The sequence below is a fragment of the Actinomycetota bacterium genome (genome assembly GCA_014360645.1).
Classification (GTDB): Bacteria; Actinomycetota; Geothermincolia; order Geothermincolales; family RBG-13-55-18; genus Solincola_B.
Map to the genome: position 1 here is coordinate 148,933 of JACIXD010000004.1, position 23,537 is coordinate 172,469.

Annotated in this window: 20 protein-coding genes; 8 read left to right on the top strand and 12 right to left on the bottom strand. The window is 66.1% G+C overall.

All coding sequences use genetic code 11. The features are described 5' to 3' along the window. Window positions 1-281: 281 nt before the first annotated feature. The 8 genes from clpB to H5T74_04855 form a co-directional block, all read right to left on the bottom strand. The gene (gene clpB, locus H5T74_04820) at window positions 282-2,897 is read right to left on the bottom strand and encodes an ATP-dependent chaperone ClpB (GenBank protein ID MBC7229699.1); all 2,616 of its coding nucleotides are present in this window, start codon (window positions 2,895-2,897) and stop codon (window positions 282-284) included. 234 nt (window positions 2,898-3,131) lie between these two features. Further along, window positions 3,132-3,569: a MerR family transcriptional regulator gene (locus tag H5T74_04825; GenBank protein ID MBC7229700.1), complete on the bottom strand. Its 438-nt coding sequence runs from the start codon at window positions 3,567-3,569 to the stop codon at window positions 3,132-3,134. A gap of 10 nt (window positions 3,570-3,579) precedes the next feature. Continuing rightward, the gene (dnaJ, locus tag H5T74_04830) at window positions 3,580-4,713 is read right to left on the bottom strand and encodes a molecular chaperone DnaJ (protein ID MBC7229701.1); all 1,134 of its coding nucleotides are present in this window, start codon (window positions 4,711-4,713) and stop codon (window positions 3,580-3,582) included. Between the two features lie 186 nt (window positions 4,714-4,899). Then, the gene (locus H5T74_04835) at window positions 4,900-5,529 is read right to left on the bottom strand and encodes a nucleotide exchange factor GrpE (protein ID MBC7229702.1); all 630 of its coding nucleotides are present in this window, start codon (window positions 5,527-5,529) and stop codon (window positions 4,900-4,902) included. An 88-nt stretch (window positions 5,530-5,617) separates the two neighbouring features. After that, a complete protein-coding gene (locus tag H5T74_04840) occupies window positions 5,618-6,085 on the bottom strand; it encodes an Hsp20/alpha crystallin family protein (protein ID MBC7229703.1) in 468 nt (155 codons plus the stop codon). 61 nt (window positions 6,086-6,146) lie between these two features. Then, on the bottom strand, window positions 6,147-7,985 hold the full coding sequence (dnaK, locus tag H5T74_04845) for a molecular chaperone DnaK (protein ID MBC7229704.1): 1,839 nt from the start codon (window positions 7,983-7,985) through the stop codon (window positions 6,147-6,149). A gap of 709 nt (window positions 7,986-8,694) precedes the next feature. After that, the gene (locus H5T74_04850; protein ID MBC7229705.1) at window positions 8,695-9,612 is read right to left on the bottom strand and encodes a UbiA prenyltransferase family protein; all 918 of its coding nucleotides are present in this window, start codon (window positions 9,610-9,612) and stop codon (window positions 8,695-8,697) included. Between the two features lie 250 nt (window positions 9,613-9,862). Further along, window positions 9,863-10,465 (bottom strand): hypothetical protein, encoded by a 603-nt coding sequence (locus H5T74_04855; protein ID MBC7229706.1) that lies wholly within the window; start codon window positions 10,463-10,465, stop codon window positions 9,863-9,865. A gap of 510 nt (window positions 10,466-10,975) precedes the next feature. Between H5T74_04855 and sigH the strand changes: the two genes are divergently transcribed. Further along, window positions 10,976-11,578 (top strand): RNA polymerase sporulation sigma factor SigH, encoded by a 603-nt coding sequence (sigH, locus tag H5T74_04860; GenBank protein ID MBC7229707.1) that lies wholly within the window; start codon window positions 10,976-10,978, stop codon window positions 11,576-11,578. A gap of 421 nt (window positions 11,579-11,999) precedes the next feature. Then, window positions 12,000-13,334 carry a 4-hydroxybutyrate CoA-transferase gene (locus H5T74_04865; GenBank protein ID MBC7229708.1) on the top strand — a complete coding sequence of 445 codons (1,335 nt, stop codon included), beginning with the start codon at window positions 12,000-12,002 and terminating at the stop codon, window positions 13,332-13,334. Between the two features lie 452 nt (window positions 13,335-13,786). Here the strand turns inward: H5T74_04865 and H5T74_04870 are convergent, their stop codons facing one another. Continuing rightward, on the bottom strand, window positions 13,787-14,734 hold the full coding sequence (locus tag H5T74_04870) for a hypothetical protein (GenBank protein ID MBC7229709.1): 948 nt from the start codon (window positions 14,732-14,734) through the stop codon (window positions 13,787-13,789). A 493-nt stretch (window positions 14,735-15,227) separates the two neighbouring features. Between H5T74_04870 and H5T74_04875 the strand changes: the two genes are divergently transcribed. After that, complete coding sequence (locus H5T74_04875; protein ID MBC7229710.1) at window positions 15,228-15,602, top strand: hypothetical protein; 375 nt, start codon at window positions 15,228-15,230, stop codon at window positions 15,600-15,602. Window positions 15,603-15,815: 213 nt separating this feature from the next. Here H5T74_04875 and H5T74_04880 read toward each other — a convergent pair whose 3' ends face one another. Then, a complete protein-coding gene (locus H5T74_04880; GenBank protein ID MBC7229711.1) occupies window positions 15,816-16,013 on the bottom strand; it encodes a hypothetical protein in 198 nt (65 codons plus the stop codon). Window positions 16,014-16,157: 144 nt separating this feature from the next. Between H5T74_04880 and H5T74_04885 the strand changes: the two genes are divergently transcribed. The 3 genes from H5T74_04885 (at window position 16,158) to H5T74_04895 (ending at window position 19,718) form a co-directional block, all read left to right on the top strand. Further along, on the top strand, window positions 16,158-16,562 hold the full coding sequence (locus H5T74_04885) for a hypothetical protein (GenBank protein ID MBC7229712.1): 405 nt from the start codon (window positions 16,158-16,160) through the stop codon (window positions 16,560-16,562). 95 nt (window positions 16,563-16,657) lie between these two features. Further along, entirely contained in the window at window positions 16,658-18,919 is a 2,262-nt protein-coding gene (locus H5T74_04890) for an FAD-dependent oxidoreductase (protein MBC7229713.1), read from the top strand. Further along, complete coding sequence (locus H5T74_04895) at window positions 18,906-19,718, top strand: metallophosphoesterase (GenBank protein ID MBC7229714.1); 813 nt, start codon at window positions 18,906-18,908, stop codon at window positions 19,716-19,718. The genes H5T74_04890 and H5T74_04895 overlap by 14 nt, the downstream gene beginning before the upstream one ends. Before the next feature lie 72 nt (window positions 19,719-19,790). On the opposite strand, the gene H5T74_04900 is transcribed toward H5T74_04895, so the two are convergent. Further along, entirely contained in the window at window positions 19,791-20,171 is a 381-nt protein-coding gene (locus H5T74_04900; protein MBC7229715.1) for a response regulator, read from the bottom strand. 522 nt (window positions 20,172-20,693) lie between these two features. Between H5T74_04900 and H5T74_04905 the strand changes: the two genes are divergently transcribed. After that, window positions 20,694-22,142: a B12-binding domain-containing radical SAM protein gene (locus tag H5T74_04905; protein ID MBC7229716.1), complete on the top strand. Its 1,449-nt coding sequence runs from the start codon at window positions 20,694-20,696 to the stop codon at window positions 22,140-22,142. A gap of 186 nt (window positions 22,143-22,328) precedes the next feature. Then, entirely contained in the window at window positions 22,329-23,054 is a 726-nt protein-coding gene (locus H5T74_04910; GenBank protein ID MBC7229717.1) for a DUF72 domain-containing protein, read from the top strand. Window positions 23,055-23,135: 81 nt separating this feature from the next. On the opposite strand, the gene H5T74_04915 is transcribed toward H5T74_04910, so the two are convergent. Further along, window positions 23,136-23,537, bottom strand: coding sequence for a hypothetical protein (locus H5T74_04915; GenBank protein ID MBC7229718.1), 402 nt, complete (start codon window positions 23,535-23,537; stop codon window positions 23,136-23,138).

The window sequence follows — 23,537 nt, forward strand, 5'->3', positions numbered from 1 at the left end:
CGAGACCCATTCGACCGATGACGACTGTCGATACTGCGCTCAAGTCGTGAGTGAAGCCACGACGGGAATCCCGATGCTCTTTCGCCTCGCGGCACGGGCTCAGGCACGCTTTCATCGCGGCATCATCCTGACCGTGCGCCTGGACCCCGCGGCACGGGTACGGGAAGGCCCGCGCCCTTGAACGGCCGAGGGGCCCGTGAAAGCGGACCCCTCATCTATCTTCAGCGCGGCCCGCGGGCCGCGGCTATTCCGGCCGGTGTGGGCACGCCCCTTTCACAACTTCACGCCTCGGCATATACCGAGGCCCCGGCGCGGGCGAAGGCGAACCGGCCGTCGGCGTCCACGTCCACCTCGATGAGGTCGCCCTCGGCGAACTCCCCCTCCAGCAGGCGCCGGGCCAGGCTGTCCTGGATCTCCCTCTGCATGACCCGCTTGAGGGGACGCGCGCCGTAGTTGGGGTCGAAGCCCTCGGAGGCCAGCACCTCCTTGGCGTGCTCGGTGAGGCGGATGTCCAGCTTGCGGTCGGCCAGCCGGGCGCGCAGGTGGTCGAGCTGGATGTCCACGATCTGCTTGATCTCCTCCATGCCCAGGGGATTGAAGACGATGATCTCGTCCAGGCGGTTGAGGAACTCGGGGCGGAAATGGGCCTTCAAGGTGTCCATCACCGCCTCCCGCACCTCGTCGCGGTCCCTCCCCGCCATGTCGGCATAGAGATGGCTGCCGAGGTTGGAGGTCATGATGATCACCGTGTTCTTGAAATCCACCGTGCGCCCATGCCCGTCCGTCAGCCTGCCGTCGTCGAGGATCTGCAGCAGCAGGTTGAAGACGTCGGTGTGCGCCTTCTCGATCTCGTCGAGGAGGATGACGCTGTAGGGCCGGCGGTGCACCGCCTCGGTGAGCTGGCCCCCCTCCTCGTAGCCCACGTAGCCGGGGGGCGCGCCGATGAGACGGGAGACGGTGTGCCGCTCCATGTACTCGCTCATGTCCAGGCGCACCATGGCCTTCTCGTCGTCGAAGAGGAACTCCGCCAGGGCGCGCGCCAGCTCCGTCTTCCCCACCCCGGTGGGCCCCAGGAAGAGGAAGGACCCGATGGGGCGGTTGGGGTCCTGCAGGCCCGCCCGGGCCCGCCGGATGGCGTTGGATACCTTTTCCAGGGCCTCGTCCTGGCCCACCACGCGGCGGCGCAGCCGCTCCTCCATGTGGATGAGCTTCTCCACCTCGCCCTCCAGGAGCTTGGACACGGGGATTCCCGTCCAGGCCGACACCACCTCGGCGATGTCCTCGTCGTCCACCTCCTCCTTGAGCATCTTGCGGTCCTTCTGCAGCTCCTGCAGGCGCCGGTTCTCCTCCTCGAGCCGCGCCTGCAGCTCGGTGGTCTCGCCGTAGCGCAGGCGGGCCGCCTTCTCCAGGTCGCCCTCGCGCTCCGCCTTCTGCTCCTCGATCTTCACCTGCTCCAGGCGCTCCTTGAGCTCGCGGATGCGGGCGATGCACTCCTTTTCCGCCTGCCAGTGGGCCTTCATCTCCGAGCTCTTCTCCTTCAGCTCGGCCAGCTCCGCCTCCAGCTTCTCCAGCCTCTCCTTCGAGGCCTTGTCCTTCTCCTTCCTCAGGGCCTGCTTCTCGATCTCCAGCTGCTTGATGCGCCGCTCCACCTCGTCGATCTCGGTGGGCATGGAGTCGATCTCGATGCGCAGGCGCGAGGCCGCCTCGTCCACGAGGTCGATGGCCTTGTCGGGCAGATAGCGGTCGGAGATGTAGCGGTCCGAGAGCACCGCCGCCGCCACCAGGGCGGAGTCCTGGATGCGCACCCCGTGGTGCACCTCGTAGCGCTCCTTCAGCCCCCTGAGGATGGCGATGGTGTCCTCCACGTCGGGCTCGCCCACGAAGATGGGCTGGAAGCGGCGCTCCAGGGCGGCGTCCTTCTCGATGTACTTGCGGTACTCGTCCAGGGTGGTGGCCCCGATGGCGTGCAGCTCCCCCCGTGCCAGGGCGGGCTTGAGCATGTTGGAGGCGTCCACCGCGCCCTCCGCCGCGCCCGCTCCCACCAGGGTGTGCATCTCGTCGATGAAGAGGATGATCTCCCCCTCCGCCTCCGTGATCTCCTTGAGCACCGCCTTGAGGCGGTCCTCGAACTCGCCGCGGTACTTGGACCCCGCCACCAGAGCCCCGATGTCCAGGGCCACCACCCGCTTGTTCTTGAGGCCCTCGGGCACGTCGCCCTCCACGATGCGCTGCGCCAGGCCCTCCACGATGGCCGTCTTCCCCGTCCCCGGCTCCCCGATGAGCACGGGGTTGTTCTTGGTGCGCCGGGAGAGCACCTGCATGACGCGGCGGATCTCGGCGTCGCGCCCGATCACCGGGTCGAGCTTGCCGCGGCGCGCGAGGTCGGTGAGGTCGCGCCCGAAGCGCTCCAGGGACTGGTAGCGCCCCTCCGCCTCAGGATCGGTGACCCGCTGGCTGCCCCGCACCTCGGCCAGGGCCTTGAGCACGCGGTCGCGGTCGATGCCGTGGGCGCGCAGGATGCGCGCCGCCTCGCCCTTCTTCTCCTCGGCCATGGCCAGAAAGACGTGCTCGGTGGAGATGTACTCGTCCTTCATGGCGTCGGCCTCGGCGAGGGCGGCCTCAAGCAGCGCCGCGAGCCCCGGCGAGATCTGCACCTGCCCCACCGCGCCGGTGACCCTGGGCAGCCCGTCCAGGGCCGCCTCCACCTCGGAGGCCAGCATGCCGCCGTCGGCTCCCAGCTTCGCCAGCAGGGCGGGGACGGTGCCCCCCTCCTGGCGCAGCAGAGCCAGGAGAAGGTGCTCGGCCTCCATGAACTGGTGGTGTCTCTCCCCGGCGATCCTCTGCGCATCGGTCAGGGCTTCCTGGGCCTTAACCGTGAATTTGTCAAACCTTACCATATATCATCACCTCTCCTCGGGGCCGGTCCCCGGCTTCCGGACGCTCGGACCGCACGCAAAGCGGCTCTCTTCCCGCCGCGGCTCCCGCATCCGTTCTCCGTGGAGCGGCTCCCTTCGTGTTTTCCCTTTCCTCGTCTTCCTCTTTCTCTCCTGGCGGCCTCCCGCCCCTCCTCGGGCGATGCGCGATCCCGGCCGCCCCGCCCGTGAGCGCTTCGCGACCATCCGCCCTCTGACTCAGCGGGGTGGACGGCCGGCCATACTGCGGAAAGGGTTCATATCGCGCCTCAGCACGATGGCCCCCCGGCTCACGGGCACGATGTCGTTGCGGAAGCTCTCGCGCACCTCGCGCACCCGCTCCTCGACCTCGCGCCGCATGGCCTCCATCTCCCTCTCCATGGAGAGGATGCGCTCGCGCATGGCCTCCATGCTGCCGCGCATCTCCAGGATCATCTTCACGCCGGCCAGGTTGACCCCCCTCTCCTGGGTGAGCTCCTGTATGAGCCGGCATCTCTCGATGTCCGCCTCCGAGTAGCGCCGGCGGTTGCGCACCCGCTGGGGGCTGATGAGCCCCTTGCGCTCGTATATGCGCAGGGTCTGGGGGTGCACGTCCGCCAGGCGGGCCGCCACGCTTATCACGTAAACCGGCTCATCGCTCGCCTTTTTCGCGTCCATGTTCCATCACCTACTCCTCCAGGAAGGCCCGCGGGTTCTCCTTCTCCAGCTCCTGGAGCTTCTTCAGCAGCTCCCTCTCCTTGGCGGTCACCTTCTTGGGCACCACCACGCGCGCGGTGACGATCATGTCGCCGTGCCCCTTGCCCCTGGGCTTGGGCGCCCCCTTGCCCCTGAGGCGGAACCTCCTGCCGTCCGCGGTCCCCGCGGGTATCTTCAGCTTCACCTTGCCGTGCACGGTGGGAACCTCCACCGTGGTCCCGAGCGCCGCCTCGGCGAAGGTCAGGGGCAGGTCCAGGAGGATGTCTGCGTCCTTGCGCCTGAAATACCGGTGCGGGCGCACGTGGACGTTCACGTAGAGGTCCCCCGGTGGCGCGCCCAGCGGGCCCGCCTCTCCCTTGCCGGGGAAGCGCACCTTGCCGCCGTCGTTTATCCCCGCCGGGATCTTCACCTTGATGTTGCGGGGCATCTCCCTGACCCCCGTGCCCCCGCACTTCCCGCAGGGGTTCTCGATCACCGTTCCACGCCCGCCGCACGTGGGGCAAGGCCGCGAGAAGGCGAACAGCCCCTGGTTCTGCGAGACCGACCCCCGGCCTCCGCAGTTGGGGCAGGTCTTGGGCAGGGTGCCCGGCCTGGCCCCGCTTCCCCTGCATTCCGGGCAGGCGCTCTTCGCCGTCACCGTGAGGGGAACGGTGACGCCGGACAGCGCCTCCTCGAAGGATATGGTGACGTCGGCGGAGATGTCCCTGCCCCGCGCGGCCTCTCTGCGGCGCCGCGTGCCCGCGCCCGTGCCCATGCCCCCGAAGAGATTGAACAGGTCACCCAGGTCTCCCAGGTCGCCCTGGTAGGTATAGGTGCGCGAACCCGGACGCCCGCCGAAGGAGCTGAAATCGAAGGGTCCGAACCCGGGTCCGGGGCCGCCGCCCATGAACATCCCGCCCGCGTCGTACTGCTTGCGCTTCTCGGGGTCGGAGAGGACCTCGTAGGCCTCCGATATCTCCTTGAACTTCTCCTCGGAGCTCTTGTCCCCCGGGTTGGCGTCGGGATGGTATTTGCGGGCAAGCTTGCGGTAGGCATCCTTGATCTCCTTCTGGGACGCCTTCTTATCGACTCCCAGTACCTGGTAGTAATCCTTGTTCCCGTTCACCTTCCGTTACCTCTCTCGCAAGTATTCGACAGGGCTTCCCGGCCGGGCGCGCCACGTCTCCGCCTGCCGGTCGCGGAAGTCCAGCCCGCAGATCGTCTCCCGGGCCGCGGACCTCCGTGCCGCGCGGTTCCCTCCGCGGCCCTCGCCCCTTGCCTGTGAGGCGCCGGTATCCCGGACCTGCCCCGCTCACTCGCATTTGCTCACCGTGGCCCTGGCGGGACGCAGCAGGCTGCCCTTGTACCGGTAGCCCTTCTGGTGCACCTCAACCACCGTCTCGTCCTCGTGGTCGTCGCTCACCACCGCCATCACCGCCTCGCACTCCTCGGGGTCGAAGGGGTGTCCGTGGGGGTTTATCTCCTCCAGCCCCTCCCTCTTCAATATGGACATGAGCTGCTCGTGGACCATGGCCACGCCGCGCGCCAGGGCGTCGTCGCGCCCCTCGCACGACTGCAGCGCCTTCTCCAGGTTATCGATAACGGGAAGCAGATCCGCGATGAGGGAACGGTTCGCCGTCTCGATGATGCGCGATTGCTCCCTGATCATCCGCTTCCTGTAGTTGTCCAACTCTGCCCTCTGCCTCTGGGCGTCATCCAGGTACTCCCGCGCCTTGCGCTCCGCCTCCTGGAGCCTGCCCTCGAGCGTGATGATCATCTCCTCCAGCTCCTTCTTGGTGAGGTGGTGCAGCTCGCGGCGCCGCTTCTCGGAGCCCTCGTCCTCCCGCGGGGCCTCCGCGGCTCCTTCCGCAGTCCCCTCCGGGCTCACCGCCTTCTCCTCTTCTCTTTCCTCTTTTTTCCTATCCCTCTTGTCCTCGCTCATCCTCTACCACCTCTCTCAGACCCCCGTCCTCACGGCTGGGGCTGGACCGCCGCCCAGCCCCAGCTACCAGGACCTCTTTCGGGAGGGATTATTCCTTTTTCTCTCCCTCCACCTTGATGGGGATCTGCTTCGGCTTGGCCTCCTCCGCCTTGGGCATCTCGATCTTGAGCACGCCGCCGGAGACGGAGGCAGTGACCTTGTCCGCGTCCACCTTGCGCGGCAGCGGTATGTTGCGCTCGAAGTAACCGTAGGCGCGCTCGATGCGGTGGTAGTTCTCCTCCTTCACCTCGTTGGAGAACTTCCTCTCGCCCTTGACGTGCAGGATATCGTCCTCCAAAGAGATGTCGATATCCTTGGCGTCAAGGCCGGGCAGCTCCACCTCGACGGTGAGCTTGTCGTCGCTCTCGTACATGTCGAGGGCGGGCGCCCAGGTGGCCGCGGTCTCCACCGCCGCCGGCGACTCCACTCCCCTGAAGAAGCTGCGCCGGAAGAGGCGGTTCACCTCGTCCTGCAGGTTCATCAGGTCCCGGAATGGATCCCATCTCACGATCGCCATTTCCCTCACTCCTTTCCTGCTTTTTTATTTTCAAGGGGGAGGCGCGGGGCGCCTCCCGACCTTACATCTCCTCGTACTCCGCCTCGTCTATGACCTCGCCCTCGGCCTCCTCGGTGGCCCCGTAGCTGCCGTCTCCCTCCGGCCCCACGTGGGCCCCTTCCGTCTTGGCCTGGGCGTACATGTGCTCGGCCAGCTTGTAGGAGGCCTGCATGAGGATCTCCGTTTTGCGCCGGATGTCGTCGATGTCGTTCCCCTTGAGGGCCTCCTTGACGTCCTCCAGCGCCTTCTCTATGGCCTTGCGGTCATCGGGGGACACCTGCTCGCCGAGGTCGCGCAGGCTCTTCTCGGTGGTGTACACCAGGCTGTCGGCGTTGTTGCGCACCTCGGCCTCCTCGCGCCGGCGCCTGTCCTCCTCGGCGTGGGCCTCGGCGTCCTTCACCATGCGCTCGATCTCCTCCTCGGTGAGCCCGCTGGAAGCGGTGATGGTAATCTTCTGCTCGTTGCCCGTGGCCAGGTCCTTGGCCGATACATGCAGGATGCCGTCGGCGTCGATGTCGAAGGCCACCTCGATCTGTGGCACCCCGCGCGGCGCCGGCGGTATGCCCACCAGCTGGAAATTGCCGATGAGCTTGTTGTAGGCCGCCATCTCGCGCTCACCCTGATAGACCTTGATGTCCACGCTGGTCTGCCCATCCGCCGCAGTGGTGAAGATCTCGCTCTTGCGCGTGGGGATGGTGGTGTTGCGCTCGATGAGCTTGGTGAACACGCCACCCAGGGTCTCGATGCCCAGGGACAGCGGGGTCACGTCCAGGAGCAGGACGTCCTTCACCTCGCCCTTGAGCACCCCGGCCTGGATGGCGGCGCCCATGGCCACCACCTCGTCGGGGTTGATGCCCTTGTGGGGTTCCTTGCCCCCGCAGAGCCTGCGCACCAGGTCCTGCACCATGGGCATGCGCGTGGAACCGCCCACCAGGATGACGTGATCGATGTCCTTGGGCTCGAGGTTGGCGTCCTTGAGCGCGCGCTTGAACGGCCCCACGCACTTCTCCAGCAGGTCCGCGGTCATCTTCTCGAACTCCGCCCTGGTCAGGGTCATGTCCAGGTGCAAGGGACCCTCCGGAGTGGCGGTGATGAAAGGAAGATTGATGTTGGTCTGGGTGGTGGTGGAGAGCTCTATCTTCGCCTTCTCCGCCGCCTCCTTGAGCCTCTGCAAGGCCATCTTGTCCTCGCGAAGGTCGATGCCGTTCTTGGCCTTGAAGTCCTCGGCCATCCAGTTGATGATGCGCTGATCCCAGTCGTCGCCGCCGAGCTGGGTGTTGCCCGCGGTGGACTTGACCTCGAAGACCCCGTCGCCGATGTCCAGGATTGACACGTCGAAGGTGCCCCCGCCCAGGTCGAAGACCAGGATGGTCTGGTCGTTCTCCTTGTCCAGGCCGTAGGCAAGGGACGAGGCCGTGGGCTCGTTGATGATGCGCAGCACGTTGAGCCCCGCGATACGCCCCGCCTCCTTGGTGGCCGTCCTCTGGGCGTCGTTGAAGTAAGCGGGCACGGTGATCACCGCGTCGGTGATCTTCTCCCCCAGGTACTCCTCCGCGTCGGCCTTGAGCTTCTGCAGGATCTTGGCGGAGATCTCCTGCGGGGTGTACTCTTTGTCCCCGAGCTTCACCTTCTCCGTGGTGCCCATCTTCCTCTTGATGGACATCACGGTGTTCTCCGGGTTGGTCACCGCCTGGCGCTTGGCCACCTGGCCGACCAGCCACTCCCCCGTCTTGGAGATGGCCACCACCGACGGGGTAGTGCGTCCGCCCTCGCTGTTGGGGATGACGATGGGCTCCCCGCCCTCGAGCACGGACACCACGGAGTTGGTGGTACCCAGGTCGATTCCCACTGCTTTCGCCATTTTCCTCTTCCTCCTTCTTTATTTCATCGCGCTGTCTTTGGTCTTATCACACTTTAGCGCAAGTTAAATATAATTCCTTACAACATTATTGTCAAGAGTTTTTACAGAATTCATGTTACATTCAAAACAGGCTCTGAGCTGGTATTTTGAAGTAAGCGCCCGCACTGATTCCGCCTTTTCATCCCGGACGCGGCGCCTGACGACGGCCTCAAGGGCTCGAACGCGCCCCGGAGGCCTTCCCCAATGCGGGATGCGGCACATGCGGCACCTCCCCCGGCCGGGCACGAGTCGCTCCTACTCGTTCACGGGGAGCCCCCGGCGACCAGGGGGCGCGGTGACGGCCGGCGGCGGAAACGCGGGTTCTTCACGGGATCCCCCGGCACCCGGGGGGATGTTACGGGAAGCGGCAAAGGCCCATGTTGTCCCGGGAGCCCCCGGCGACCAGGGGGCGCGGTGACGGCCGGCGGCGGAAACGCGGGTTCTTCACGGGATCCCCCGGCACCCGGGGGGATGTTACGGGAAGCGGCAAAGGCCCATGTTGTCCCGGGAGCCCCCGGCGACCAGGGGGCGCGGTGACGGCCGGCGGCGGAAACGCGGGTTCTTCACGGGATCCCCCGGCACCCGGGGGGATGTTACGGGAAGCGGCAAAGGCCCATGTTGTCCCGGGAGCCCCCGGCGACCAGGGGGCGCGGTGACGGCCGCCTTCTCGCTACCCCAGAGCCGCGTTCACGGCATAGACGAAGCAGAAGACCAGGAGGGCGGCGATGGGGTAGACCAGGAGGCCGGCGTTGAAGCGTATGTGGGGGGGTTTCCACAGCAGGTGCATGCCCGCGGTGAAGACGATGGCCCCCGGCAGCGCCAGGGCGAAGAAGAGCTTGAAGGTCCAGGCGATGGGGAGGGTGAAGTTGTAAACCGCCACCGGGATGAGCAGGACGCACATGGGGATCATGGCCTTGAGCATGGCGTCCGCGCCGAAGACCACGCCGGAGGTGCGAAAGCCCGCCGCCTCGTCGAAGGGCACGTCGTTGGCCACGCTGGGGATGTAGAGGGTGGCGGAGAAGAGAAAGCCGAAGGAGAGCGGCCAGAACCCCGGCCAGGTCCCGGGCAGTAGGGCGTTCCATCCCGCCACCAGCAGGATCACCGCTCCGAAGGCGTTGGTGGCGATGTCCAGCACCGGTTTCGCCTTGAGGCGGAACCAGGGATGGGAATAAAGGATGCCCAGGATGACCACGGAACCCACCATGAACAGGGCGTACCACGCGTTGACCAGGAGGGAGAAGAAAATACAGCCCGCGCCCGACAGCAGGAAGAGCAGCGCCGTCTCGAGCCTGCCCATCTCCCCCGTGGCGAAGGGCTGGTCGGACATATGCAGGTCTCCCTTGTACATGTCGTTGTGCAGGCGGTCCGATTCCACATCGGCGTAGAAGTTGAGCGAGCTGGAGAAGAAAGAGCCGCACAGGAAGCCCAGGTACATGAGGGCTATCTTATAGCCGGCCAGCCTGCCCCCTTCCGCCGCCGCGGAGGCGAAGCCCAGGGTGGTGGGGAAGATGTATATGAACATGGTCTTCATGCGGAAGAGTATCCAGTACTTGCGCAGGTAAGCCTCGAGACGCGGCCTTATCTCCAATTCGCCCTCCTTGCACCCGGACGTCACCTTAAAGTAAAACAGATGAGCCGCAAGCGTTCAACAAGCGCCGATAATGGGAAGATATCCCTTACCTCCTGTCGAGTTGGCCCGGTTTGTCCGGATGGCGATGTGGTCTCCCGCTCTTCAAACCGGAAAGCGCCTGCCGTATCGAAACGGCGTCATCGGCCCGCAGCCGCCCGGGGCCGCCGCTCCATGCCCGCGGCGAGGCCCTGCCCCGCCCCCTCGCGCCCTACAGGAAATCGCCGGCCTTCTTGAGCACCTCCCAGAAGATCCGCGAAGCTTTCTCGTCCCCCTCCACCCTGGCGACGTCGAGGTCGAAGAGGAAGGTGGTCGCGGAGAGGGTGAAGGAATCCCCCGCCCTGGGATCGGCGGGGACCGCGCCGCCCAGGGCGTCCCGCAGGGCGACCGCCGCCACCCTGCCCGACACCACCACCAGGCGCGGGCCGACCAGGTGCAGCTCCTCGGCGAGATACGCCGAGCACCTCTGCACTTCCTTGCGCGTCACGCGGGCCGCGGGGCAGCGCAGGGCGGTGGATAGATAGACCGACTCCGCGTCCCGGCCCCAGAGCTCACGCGTTCCGGCATAAACCGTCTCCCGCCACGAACCCCAGGGGTTGGACGAGGAGGCGCCGGGGCCCGGCATCCCGGCGAGGAGGAAGAGGACGGATCCCGGCTCCCCCCGACCGGGTATGCCTCCACCCCTTCCCGGGCAGAGCCTGCACTCGCGCACGGCGCGGCGGAGCGCCACCAGGTCCGCGCGCAGCTTGGCCCTCACGGCCGCGGCGACCTCTCCGCCCCCGACCTCTTCGGGACGCGCACCCGAATCCCTCATAAGGAGGCCTCCTCATCCATGCGCTCACCATGGCGTCGCAGGCCCGCGGCCCCATCCGGAGCGGAGCCGCCTCTCTCCCTCTCTTGCACGGCGCCGGGAACAGTATACGCCCGCGTTCCGCCCATGGGCAGCGTACGTCCATCCACGCCCCCATCCCGCGTCCGGCGAACCCGTGCCCTACCGGAGCTTCGCGAGCCCCCGCGCGGATGCCGTTCGGCCCGGCATAATCCTCCCTCTCCTCTTTTCCTCCCTCTCCTCCTTTTCTCCCTGACCGCCGCCAGGCGGCTTCCGCGGCCGCGCGCCCCTCGACTCCTCCGGACGCACCTGCAGAGCAGCGATACAGCATGTTGTGGAATCAACATCAATTATTCCACAAAATGTTGACATGTCCTATATATATGGTTTATCATATCCCAAAATATACAACATGTGGGCTCAGAGCGAGGAGGGGATGGCTTGCCAGTAAGGGAAAAGACCAGGCCTTACTATCTGGAGATCTCCTATGACGAGATGAGCGACGAGGACCTCATCGCCCAGACCAGACGCGGGGATTCCCGAGCGCTGTCGTACCTGCTCAACAAGTACCAGTACCTTGTCCACGTGAAGGCAAAGTCATATTTCCTGGACGGCGCGGAGCACGACGATACCGTGCAGGAGGGCATGATCGGCCTCTACAAGGCGATCAGGGACTACAAGTTCAACGACATCTGCTCCTTCCGTTCCTTCGCCGTTCTCTGCATCACGCGCCAGATCATCACCGCGGTAAAGACCTACACCCGCAAGAAGCACAATCCCTTGAGCTGCTACCGCCCCCTGGAGGCCAGCGTCTTCGACGAGAGCGGAGACCTCGTCTATTACGCCGGGGGGAACATCGCCACCAAGGCCGAGGACCCGTTGGACATCTTCATCTTCGAGGATGAGGTTTCCAGGATCATCCATATCCTGAGGGAAAAGCTGAGCGGGCTGGAGTGGAATGTCCTGGTCTCCTATCTCGAGGGAAAGAGCTACCGGGAGATCGCGGACGAGATAAACCGCGATACCAAGGTGGTGGACAACGCCCTCTGCCGCATCAAGGCCAAGATAAAGAACCACGTGGAGCCCCTGCTCAACTGAAGGGAAGCCCCTCCCCGGCGGCCGCCGCCGCAGCGCGGGCGTTGACGACTCCAGGGTGACGGCAGATGCCCTCTGCGACGTAAATAATAGCAAGCAGCGATTAACACTTTACATCTTGTCTTGACGCTCTTCCCGGGTTAAAATCTTTCCGGCCCTCTCGGCGGGACGCGAGGGGGCGAAAAGAATCGCGGTAGAGAACGGCGATGACGCGGGAGCAGGGATTGCAGCATTACACGCCGCACGGCCATTGCGCCTATGCCGTGTATCCAGATCCTCATGGCACTCGGGTATCCCTTTACGACGACGTCGATCCCCGGGCTATCTCCTGCGCCGGCGAACCCGACGGAACTTCCGCGGTCACACATGACGGTAAATTGGCTGCGAGGGAAAGCGATCGGAACGTGTAACGGGAGGGAGAGAGATGAACAAGTGGGAAGAGGAGTACAAGCGCAAGCTCACCACCCCCGAGGAGGTCGCCAAGACGGTGAGGGACGGGGACAGGCTGTTCTGCGGCAGCGGGTCCTGCGCCCCCGACGCCATTCTTAGCGCCCTCTTCGACCGGGCGGAGGAACTCCACGACGTTTCCTTCGGGGGCCTCATCATGCTCGCGCCCACCTACAAGATCCTCAAACTCGAGCTCTCGAAGCACATACTGTTCAACAACCTCTACGCCACCCCCCTGGACCGCCAGGCGCTGCACGAGGGGATCAGCGTGCACACCCCCTTCCATTTCTCCGACCTCCCGCGCCTGGCGTCGGAGTACGCCGGATACCGCAAGGTGTTCACGCAGGTGGGGCCCATGGACCGCCACGGCTACATGTGCGCGGGCGTGTCGGGGAATTTCCTGGACGTGCTGCACAAGCTGGACGAGCTGGTGGTGGAGGTGAACGAGCACCAGCCCACCGTGCACGGTGCCAACTTCTACCATATATCCCAGGTGAAGGCGGTGGTCGAGAACCATCATCCCCTTATCGACCTGCCGCCCGACCCCATCACCGACACCGACCGCGCCATAGCCGAGAACATCGCCAAGTACATCAACGACGGCGACACCATCCAGCTGGGCATCGGGGCGGTGCCCAACGCCATCGGCGAATGCCTGTTGGAGAAGAAGCACCTGGGATGCTACACGGAGATGATTCCCGACGCCATCATGAAACTCTTCGAGGCGGGGGCGCTGGACAACACCCGGAAGACCTTCTTCCCCTACCAGTTCAACGCCTTCTTCGCCGCGGGATCCACGGAACTCTACAAGTGGCTGGACGACAATCCCATGATCTACTTCAGCCCCATCAGCTTCAACAACGACCCCAACAACGTGGCCAAGAACGACAACATGGTGGCCATCAACGCCACCCTGGAGATAGACCTCACCGGCCAGTGCTGCTCGGAGTCCATCGGGCACCTTCAGTACAGCGCCACCGGCGGGCAGGTGGATTTCACGCGCGGCGCCTACATGGCCAAGGGAGGCCGCGCCTTCATCGCCACCCACTCCACCACCATAGACAAGGCGACGGGAGAGCTGGTCTCCAAGATCGTGCCCCGGTTGAAGCCCGGGGCTGCCGTCACCCTCACCCGAACCGACGTCATGTACGTGGCCACGGAATACGGGGTGGTGAACCTCAAGGGCAAGACCCTCAGGGAGAGGGCCAGGGCGCTCATCTCCATCGCCCACCCCGATTTCCGGCCTGAGCTCATCCGCTACGCCAAGGACGTCAAGTATTTCGTCTTCCCGGAACACGAGATATTCGACTGAGCGGTCATCCGGAAAAAGCGGGACCGGGGGCGGAGCCGCCGAGCCGGCTCTGCCCTTCAGCGTCCATGGATAAGGCGTCGGCTCGACGGGCTTTCTATCGTTTCTTCTCCCTGCCCCCCTGCGGCCTGCCCGGACGGGCCGCCCCGGCCCTGCCGCCCCATGGAGTCCCTTTGGCCTCCCGTCGACCGGCGAACCTCCGATGATCCCCGCCTCTTCGACTCAGCGTCTCTGCCTTTCAGCATCCATGGATAAGGCGTCGGCTCGATGGGCTTTCTATCGTTTCTTCTCCCTGCCCCCCTGCGGCCTGCCCGGACGGGCCGCCCCGGCCCTGCCGCCCCATGGAGTCCCTTTGGCCTCCCGTCGACCGGCGAACCTCCGATGATCCCCGCCTCTTCGACTCAGCGTCTCTGCCTTTCAGCATCCATGGATAAGGCGTCGGCTCGACGGGCTTTCTATCGTTTCTTCTCCCTGCCCCCCTGCGGCCTGCCCGGACGGGCCGCCCCGGCCCTGCCGCCCCCGGGAGTCCCTTTGGCCTCCCGCCTTCCCGAGGGCCTTCCGGAACCGCCCTCGCGGGCGGGCTCCCGCTTTCCGCCCCTTTCCTTCTGTTTCTTCCTTTTCTTCTCTTCTTCCAGGATAAGGTAATACATACGGTTGAAGGCGGCGGCCACAAAGGCCGTCCTCCCTCCTTCCAACAGGGACATGCTCACGAGCAGGAGGGCGAAGATGAGGCCGGGACCAGGCACATAGTAGGCGGCGAAGGAGGCGCCCAGGAAAAGGGTGCGGACCACCAGCTCCGGGACGATGAACAGCACCACCGCGTCCCGGTACCTCTCCCGGACCAGGGCATAGCTGGCACGGAAGACCTCCTCTATCTTTTCTCCCCCCTCCAGGCAGATCATCTGGGGCACCAGGACGAGCAGCACCATCACCAGGTCGGCCGCCAGATAGCTGAGGTAGAAATGCACCAGGGTGAGCGCGAAAAGGCTGCCCGCTCCCACGCCGCCGCTGAGGAGGAAGCTCAAGGCCAGGCTCACCAGCATCTGGGCGGCCATGAAGGCGAAGACCGCCACCACCCCCATGACCAGTCCCGGCAGCAGGGCGGGCCGCGCGCGGGACCGCATGCGCGCGTAGGCTTCGCCGTAGCCGGGTGCTCCGTCTCGGCGGTAGAGGAAAACCGCCATGCACCAGAAGAGGAACTGTGCGCAGAAACAGGCGCTGTATCCCGCGGTGAGGAGGAGGATGTACCAGCGCGCCGGCGCCCCGGGCACCAGGAAATAGAAGAGGAAGACCAGCGGCACCGCGGATGCGGATAGCAGCAGCCACATGAGCGGGCGCGCCCACACGTCCCTCGCGGCTCCCGCGAGGATGTCCCGCACGGGGCTCTTCGCGCTGCCCGACAACGCCCCCTCCTCTCTCTTTCCCTCTCGCGTCAACCGTCCCGCCCCGCATGCGGCGGGGCACGCGTCGGCGCCTCCCTCCACGCGCAGGGAAACGCTACCTAAAGATAAGCAGCGCCGCTCGCAGCGTCAACCGAGAACGCCCTCCTCCGACGAACGCTCCCCCTCCTCATCCGGTTCCCCCTTCTACAGCCGTGCTTCCAGGGGCGGCTGTAAGGGCGGCCCCGCGTTCCCGCCGCCTCTCCCCGCCGGGGATCCCGGGAAGACGAGGCGGGCCGCGGCCGGGGCCGGCAAGGAAGGCCCGGCGCACCCCTCTGCCCGCCGCGTGAAGTGCCGCGCGCGCGGGGAGGTGGCGGGCGGTTTATAATACACCTGTCCGCGCCGTGCGTCCCGCGGCCGCGCGGCGGCGGGCGGGGAGGCTGGAGCCGCTCCGCGGAAACCGTGGCGGAAAACCGCTGCGCGGGGCCGCGGAAACAAGCGAGGAGGTGGCTGTATCGTGAACGGGCCCGAGGGAGAGAAGCAGGCTCAGAAGGTGGGGGCGCTGCTGGGCGCCGTAGCGGCGCTGGTCATCCTGCGCCGCCTGAGGAAGCGCCGCAAGGCGAAGAAGCTGCTCAAGCAGCGGGCGAAGGCCAGGGCGAGGCTCGCGGAGCAACGCAGGAAGGAGCAGGAGGCGGCCCGCAAGGGCAAGGGCCGAAAGGGGCGCGAGAAGGGCGGCAAGGAGAGGTCGATGGTACAGCAGCTGGTGCGCTTCGCGGTGTTCCAGTTCCTGAAGAAGCTCATCATGCAGCAGATCAAGCAGATGGAGGTCGACCTGGGAAAAGGCAGGCTGGGAAAGCGCATCGTGGAGGCCACCGAGGGCTCCACGTCCTGAGCACGGGCCTGCCCTCCGCACCGGCTTGAGAAACGTCGGGTAGCCCGACCGAGGAGGGAACGGCGGCGGCAACGCAGTGGGGCCGCGGGGCCGTCACCGAGGTCAACACGCGGAATAGAGGAGCTGCTTCCGTGGAGGAAGGCAGGGTGCCGGAACGGGCTTCGCGCTGACCACGCATGCTCCGTTGCGCCCGCGGGAGCGGGCAGGGCGCCCTCAGGCCTGGAATCCCGTGGGCGGCTTTGACTTCTCCGCCGTCTCCAGGATGAGGCGGTAGGCGCGCTCGTAGAGCTGGAAATAGGCGTCCGCCTCACGATACCTCGAGCGCTCTTCCTCGCCCGCGAACTCCAGGTACCTGCTCACCAGGTCCAGCGCCACCTCCGCCTGGGTCTTGGAGAGAAAACCGTCGGGCATGCTCTTCTCCTCCTCGAGCCGGGACTCGCGGCCGACCCTCTCGGGCGCCCCGCCGCGGTCTCGGCAAGTATCAACGCCTCCTCGGGCTGGATTATAATCGTTTCATCGCCTGCGTGAAACGCGTGCGGGACGGAGGAGCTGGAAATGGAGGTCTCCCTGGCGGCGGTGGCGTTCTTCTTTCTCCTGGGCGTGCTCGTGCTCCTCTATGCCCTCAACTTCCGGAGACGAGCCCTGGTCATGGGGGAAGAACACCTCCGCGCCGCCCTCTCCCGCACCGTCTCGAGCGGTGAGGAGGCCACCGGGAAGGAGCTCCTGGAAGGAGCGCGGGAGCTGGACAGGAGGCTGCGGCGAGCCTACATCGCCGTCTTCTCCCTGCTCTTCGTGGACATGGCGTCCTGCGCCGTCCTCACCTTCACTTCCACCCTGCCCGCCCTCTCCCTCGCCCTCTCCGGCTCATGCGTGTTCCTGGTCGCCCTGGCCGTCTCCATCAGCCTGCTGCGGGACATCCCCCGCGCCGCGGTGGCCGGTCTGGAGCGGGAGGGAGCTTGACGGCAAAGGGATGCGGCCCGGCCATGGGGTATATTTATCATGGCCGGACATGGACCGGAACCGGCGAGAACACGTCCCTCAAGGAGGTTTGAGGTATGCGTAGGAAGGGCTTGTTGCGTTTCTTGCTCGCGTGTACGGCATGGCTTGCCCTTCCCGTGCTGGCCTATTTCGAGCTCGTGAGGTGGGGAGCCCTGGCCGGGCTCGCGGTTTTCCTGCTCTTCTTCCTGCTCATGCCCGCAGGGAGGAGGTGGGGGATCCTGCAGGCCTTCTCCCTCCTCTTCTTCCTGGTGGCCGCGGCGGCCTCGCTGGTGCTAGGGAAGGACATCTCCACGCGTATCCCCAACCTCCTGGCCGGCGGCTTCGCCTGCCTCACCATCATGGCGGGATACGGCGCCCTGGAGGGCGTCCTCTTCCCCGCCCATTACCTCTACCTGGATTACCCGGACAGCATGCGTGAGAGCCCCATCCTGCGCCGCGCCTTCTGGGTCCTGACCCTGGTCTGGGACGGACTTTTCCTCCTCGGCCTGGCGGCGAACATCACCGCCATGCTGGCCCTGCGCGGCGATACCTCCATATCCGTCGCCTGCATCGCCTCGGGAGGCATATTCGCGGCGGGCATAGCGGCGACCCCGGTCCTCGCCGTCATCCTCCCCCGGCGCATGGAAGCGGGCCTGGTGGAAAAGAGCCCTCTGGCGGTCAGGTGGACGCCGACGGTCCTGGAGCCCGGGCGCGCCCTGCGCGGGAACGAGTACGACGCGGCGGTGGTAGGCGCGGGCATAGGCGGGCTGGCCTGCGCCTCCCTGCTCTCCCACAGCGGCATGAGGGTGCTGGTGGCGGAGAGGTCCCGCCTGGTGGGGGGATACTGCCAGACCTACAACTGGGAGGGATTTCCACTCAACTCCGGGCCCACCATGCTCACGGGAGGAGCCGAGGGCGGGATGTTCCGCGGCCTGCTCGCGCGCCTTGGGCTGGAGGAAGAGATACCGCTGCGCAGGCTGGAGTGGGGGTTAGCGGACGGCAGGATCGCCCTGCGCCTGGGGGCGGGGGGCGACGAAGACCTGGACAAGCTGGGAAAGAAGTTCCCCTCCTGCCGCGACGGGCTGCTGCGGCTGTTCAACGACCTGCGGCGCTTCCGGGGGGAGTTCAGGGACCGCCCCGACCCCCTCACCTCCCCTCTTCCCTCCAGCCTGGAGGAGTACCATGAACAGTTCGTGCGCCATCCCGTCTCCGCCTTATGGCAGAACCTGAGCTTCCAGGACATGCTGGACGAATACCTTCCGGGGGAACACCTGGCGTCCCTGCTGGGGAAGACGGCCTCTCTTCTGGGGGGAGAGGCGGAACGCTTCCCGGCCTACGAGGGCGCCCGGCTGCTCTGCGCGCTGTTCATCGACGGCATATATTATCCGCGCCGCCATTTTTCCCATCTCAGCCAGAGGCTCGCCGCGGTAGTGCGCGACGCGGGGGGCGAGGTGCTCACCTCCTGCGGCGCGGAGGAGGTGCTGGTAAAGGGAGAGGGCGCGCATGCCGTGCCCATAGGGCTGCGGCTCGCCGACGGCACCCAGGTGAGATCGGGCGTGGTGGTGCTGGACACCGACCCGCGGCGGGCGGTGAGCGGCCTGCTCCAGCCTCGCCACCTCGGAACGGAGCTGCTCAAGGAGATGCAGAAGCTGCGCCCTTCCGACTCCGCCTTCGTCCTCCACCTCGTCTTCCAGGAGGACCTGCGCATCCCGGAGAGGGTCTTCTACTTCCCTCCCAGGCCGCGCCGCGTGCGCACCGGCGACACCTACATGAGCATCGATTCCATCATCCTCTCCAAGGAGCCGTGCACGGTGAGGTCGAATCCCGGTTATGTCCTCATGGCGCGGATAAACGTCCCCGGCCACTGCTACCACGCCTTCGACGACGAGGCAAAGGGAGGTGAGCTGGGTTCGGAGCTCACCGCGGTGATCAAGGAGGAGATAGCGGCCATACTCCCGGCGGTGAAGAAGGCGGTGAGGGAGTTCGTGACCACGCCCGCGCACTTCGGCCGCCTGACCTCCAACGGCCAGGGTTGCGCCTTCGGGTTCGCTCCCCTGGTCACCCAGTGGTATTACCGCCGCCCCGGGCCGCGCCTCCCCCTTGCCAACCTCTACCTGGTGGGCGCCTGGAGCCGCTTCGGGGGAGGCGTCGAGGGGGCTCTGTTGAGCGGGGTGATCGCGGCGCGCGAGCTGTGCGGGGAGAACCCTTACGGGGGAGCCCTGGGCACCGCCACGGCGTCGGGAGCGGCTGAGCCGGCGGAGGTCGAGGAGAGGCCCGTACCGGGGCGCTTCCCGCGCCGGCGCAAAAAAAGCTCGGGGGGAGAGCATGGCGGAGAATGACCGGCGCTTCCTGGTGGCACAGGTCTCCGACCTGCACTGCGGAGACCCGCGCTTCGACCGCCGGCTCATGCTCGGCTGCATCGAGGCCGTAAACCGGGAGGCGCCCGACCTCCTGGTGGTGGCGGGCGACCTGACCGTCGAGGGTTACCGGGAGCAGTTCGAGGAGGCGAGGGAATACCTCGCCATGTTCGCCTGCCCGCGCAAGATAGTGATCGCCGGCAACCACGACTGCCGCAACGTGGGATACCTGCACTTCGAGGAGTTGTTCGGCCCCCGTATCACAAGCCTGGAGTTCGAGCACGGCGCCGCCTGCGGCGAACACCTGAGCGGGCTGGTGAAGGTGGTGGCGGTGGACTCCAACAAGGCGGACATAAACGACGGCGAGGTAGGCCGGCACAACTACCGCTTCATCGAGGAGAGCTTCTCCGTGCAGGCCTCCTTCAAGATCTTCGTGCTCCACCACCACCTGGTGCACATCCCGGGCACGGGGCGGGAGCGCAACATCGTCTGGGACTCGGGCGACGTGCTGCAGGTGCTGCGCGACCTGCGGGTGGACATCGTGCTCAGCGGGCACAAGCACGTCCCCTACGTGTGGCCGCTGGCGCGCATGTACCTCATCACCTCGGGCACCGCCTCCACCTGGAGGACGCGCGGGCACACGCCCCCCTCCTTCAACCTCATAGAGATCGACGCCGAGGAGATAACGGTGCACGAGGTCTCGCCCGCCGACGGCGCCCGGCGCACCGTCGCCTATCCCCGCTGGTGGTGCCACGAACGTTTCGCCGGCTATGTCCACTGACGGGCCGCATCCCCGGTACCGCCGGGACGGCTGCGTCAAGGGCGGGCAAGGCCTCGGACGTCTCGCAGGCGTTCAGCCCGAACCGACCTCCTCCCCCAGGAGATCGCGGACCTTCTGCAGCAGGTCCCCGAAGACATAGGGTTTGGCGATGTATCCGGCGGCCTGCAGCTCCCTGGCCTTTTCCAGATCCTCGGGACGGTTCTTGACCGTGGAGACGATGACGGGGATGCCGCCGGTGGCGGGGTCCTCCCTGAGCTCCTCCATGATCTCCCACCCGCTCTTCCCCGGCATGAGGATGTCCAGGACGACGAGGTCGGGCTTTCCCCGCCGGCAGAGCTCGACCGCCGCTGCGCTGTTCGAACAGCACAGCACCTCGTACTCCTCCTTCTCCAGCTTTCGCCGCAGCATCTCCACGATGGCCTCGTTGTCGTCTATGATCGCGATCCTCGCCATCACCTCATCCCTCCGTCTCCCCTTCCGGGACACCCTTCAAGCCGGACACCCCGGCGGTCCCCGCCCCGCGCGCCATGCGCCGGTCCCTGCCGGCGGGGTCGGGATACCCGGCCCTCCGCACCCACCCCCATCGGTGCCGCCTGTGCTCGCCGCGGCGGAAACGCTCCGCCCGCGGACTACGATCTCTCCCGCCTTATATTCTTTTTTTCGGCTCCGGGTGGGAAAAGTTGACCGCCGAGAGCGTCCGCGAAGACCGGCCTCCCCCCTCCCCGCGCGATCGGCATCCCGCGCACGGAGGCTGGAGGGAGCGATGCAAGGCAGGGTGGGGCGGGTCCCGGGACCGCGGTTCCGGCGGCGCACGGAACAGCCGGGACGCCGCGGAAACGGCCGGGCTCTCCGGGGCCCGGAAAAGCGAGGGGGACGCCGGTTGTTACGCGCCGCCCGGTAAGGGTATATAGTTATAGGGAATCTTGTAAGGGATAGCATCAGATTTCATGCTTGCGCCGAAGAGAGGGGAATGACTTGAAGATCGCTCTTATCGAGCCCAAGGCTCCGGGTGTCCACGTCTATGCCAAGTTCAAGCTGCCGCGCCTGGGGCTGCCCCTGCTGGGAGCCATGCTGGAACGTGAGCTGGGGATAAGACCTACCATCTATTTCCAGGAGCTGAGCGGCCTGGACTGGGACGAGCTGGCCGAGTGTGACCTGGTGGGCATCTCCACCATCACCCCCACCGCCCCCGAGGCCTTCTCCATCCTCGAGCGCATCAAGCAGCGCAGCAACACCCCGGTGGTCATGGGCGGTCCCCATGTGACCTTCCTCCCCCTGGAGGCCCTGGAGAGAGGCGCGGATTACGTCATCCGGGGCGAGGGGGAGTTCTCCTTCCTGGAGCTGGTCAAGGCCTTGGACGGGCGGGGGGTGGCGCTGGAGTCCATCCCGGGGCTCTCATACCGCATGGGCAGCCGCGTCTACCACAACCCGGAGGTGCCCCGCGTGGAGCACCTCGACGACCTGCCATGGCCCGACCTCACGATGATCAAGAACCACGAGAAGATCCGCATCCTCCCCGTGATGACCAGCCGGGGATGCCCCTACAACTGCAAGTTCTGCTCCGTGACCAAGATGTTCGGCAGGCGATACCGCTTCCGGGACACCGCGGATGTCCTGGACGAGCTGGAGGCCTTGCACCGCGTCAACCCCCGGGCCAGCTTCTTTTTCTACGACGACAACTTCACCGCGCGGCCCTCCCGCACCAAGGACCTCTTACGGGGGATGATCGAGCGCGGCATCAAGGCGCGGTGGACCGCCCAGGCCCGCGTGGACGTGGTGAAGGACACCGAGATGCTCGAGCTCATGCGCGACAGCGGGTGCATGTTCCTCTACTTGGGGCTGGAGTCCATCAACCCCAGAACCCTGGAAAGCTACCGCAAGGAACAGACGGTGCAGGACATCGCGGAAGCGGTGAAGATATTGCACTCCTACCGCATCAGGGTGCACGGCATGTTCGTGCTGGGCTCCGACGAGGACGACCTGGACACCATAAGGGAGACGGTGCGCTTCGCACGCAGCCTCAAGATAGACACCGTGCAGTTCCTGGTGCTCACCCCCCTGCCGGGCACGGAGACCTATGAGGAGCTTTGGCGCCAGGGGCGCATCTTGGTCGAGGACTGGTCGAAGTACAGCGGCCACCACGTGGTCTTCAGTCCCTCGAAGATGACCCCCTACCAGCTGCAGAAAGAGGCTTCCATCCGCTCCATGCGGCGTTTCTATTCCCTCTGGCAGTGCTGGAAGCTCGGGCTGCGCTTCCGCTGGTGGGATTTCGTCATCTACGCCTACGCCCACCACTCCATAAGCCGCTGGCGCTCGCTGAACCGGGAGTTCCTGCGCGACCTCAAGCACAAGCACTTCCGCCTGCGGCCCCGCTCGCCCCTCCCCCCCGTGAGCGACCTTGGTCACGACACCGGGGGGACCTGAGACCGGCTCACCGGCGGCAACGGGTCCGGGGGTCGTTATCGGGCCGGGGGAAGGAAGAACCTGGTTTATCTGGAATTCTTCCTATAGAATCGTTATGGATGCCATATACGCGGGCCGGGCGGATCATGCGTGACGAGCCCGAGCCCGGAGAAACGGGGAAACGGAAGGCCTTGCTGAGGTGCTGAGTTGGAGCTCAAGGTAGGTTGCTGCGGATTCCCCCAGGCCCGCCAGATCTATTACGAGACCCTGCCCCTGGTGGAGCTCCAGAAGACCTTCTACCAGCTGCCGCGGGTCAAGACGGCCCAGAAATGGCGTCAAGAGTCCCCGCCCCATTTCGAGTTCACCCTCAAGGCTTGGCAGCTCATCACCCACCGGCCCTCCAGCCCCACCTACAAGCGCCTCACCCATCCCATACCCGAGGAGTCCCGTGATGCCTACGGCTCCTTCAAACCCACGCCGGAGAACTTCGCCGCCTGGCGCGAGACCCTGGAGGTGGCCACGGCTCTGGACGCGGAGATCGTCCTCTTCCAGACCCCTGCGACCTTCACCCCCGGTCCCAAGAACATCGCCCAGATGCGCGAGTTCCTGTCCACCATAGAGCGCGGCAGGCTGCAGCTGGCCTGGGAACCCCGCGGCCAGTGGGATGCGGAGGAGGCGGGGAGGATCTGCCGCGAGCTGGACCTGTTGCACGTGGTCGACCCCTTCCGGGGTCGGGAGAAGGCCGGGCAGATCATCTACTGGCGCCTGCACGGCATCGGCAGCTACCGGCACCGTTACACCGACCAGGAGCTGGGGAAACTTGTGACCATGCTGCGCAGGAGCAAGAAGAAACGCGCCTACGTGCTCTTCAACAACATCAACATGTGGGAGGACGCCCAGCGCCTGCTGGAGCTGTGGAGACGACGCTCCTGAGGAAACCCCCTTCAGTCCTTTTCCGCCGGACGCACCCTCGCCCCGTTCGTAGTCCGCGGCATATGTCAAGTCTTAGAACCTTCAGTCCTCCTCCGCCGGACGCACCCTCGCCCCGAGCTCGGTCACGAAGGAGCGGGCGTCCTCGAGGCAGGCGGCGGATGTGAGGGGATCCGCCTCCACCTCCCCGCCGGAGACGCGCCGGTAGAGGTCGGCGACGATGGCGAGGGAGCGCTGGTTCTCCTTGCTCAACCCCAGGTGCGGAAGTATCCGTCCCTGGAAGGCCGCCACCACGTCACGCCAATCCGATAGGCCCTGAGCGGTGTCGAGGGCGGCACGGGCGGCATAGAGCATGGCCAGGAAGGAGCTGGCGACGACCTCTTCGCCCATGCCCGCCAGCAGGAACTCCCCCGCCATGGCCAGGACCATGTCCGCCTGCTCCAGCCAGTCCACCGCCGGATCGTCGAACTCGAAAACGCCGACCAC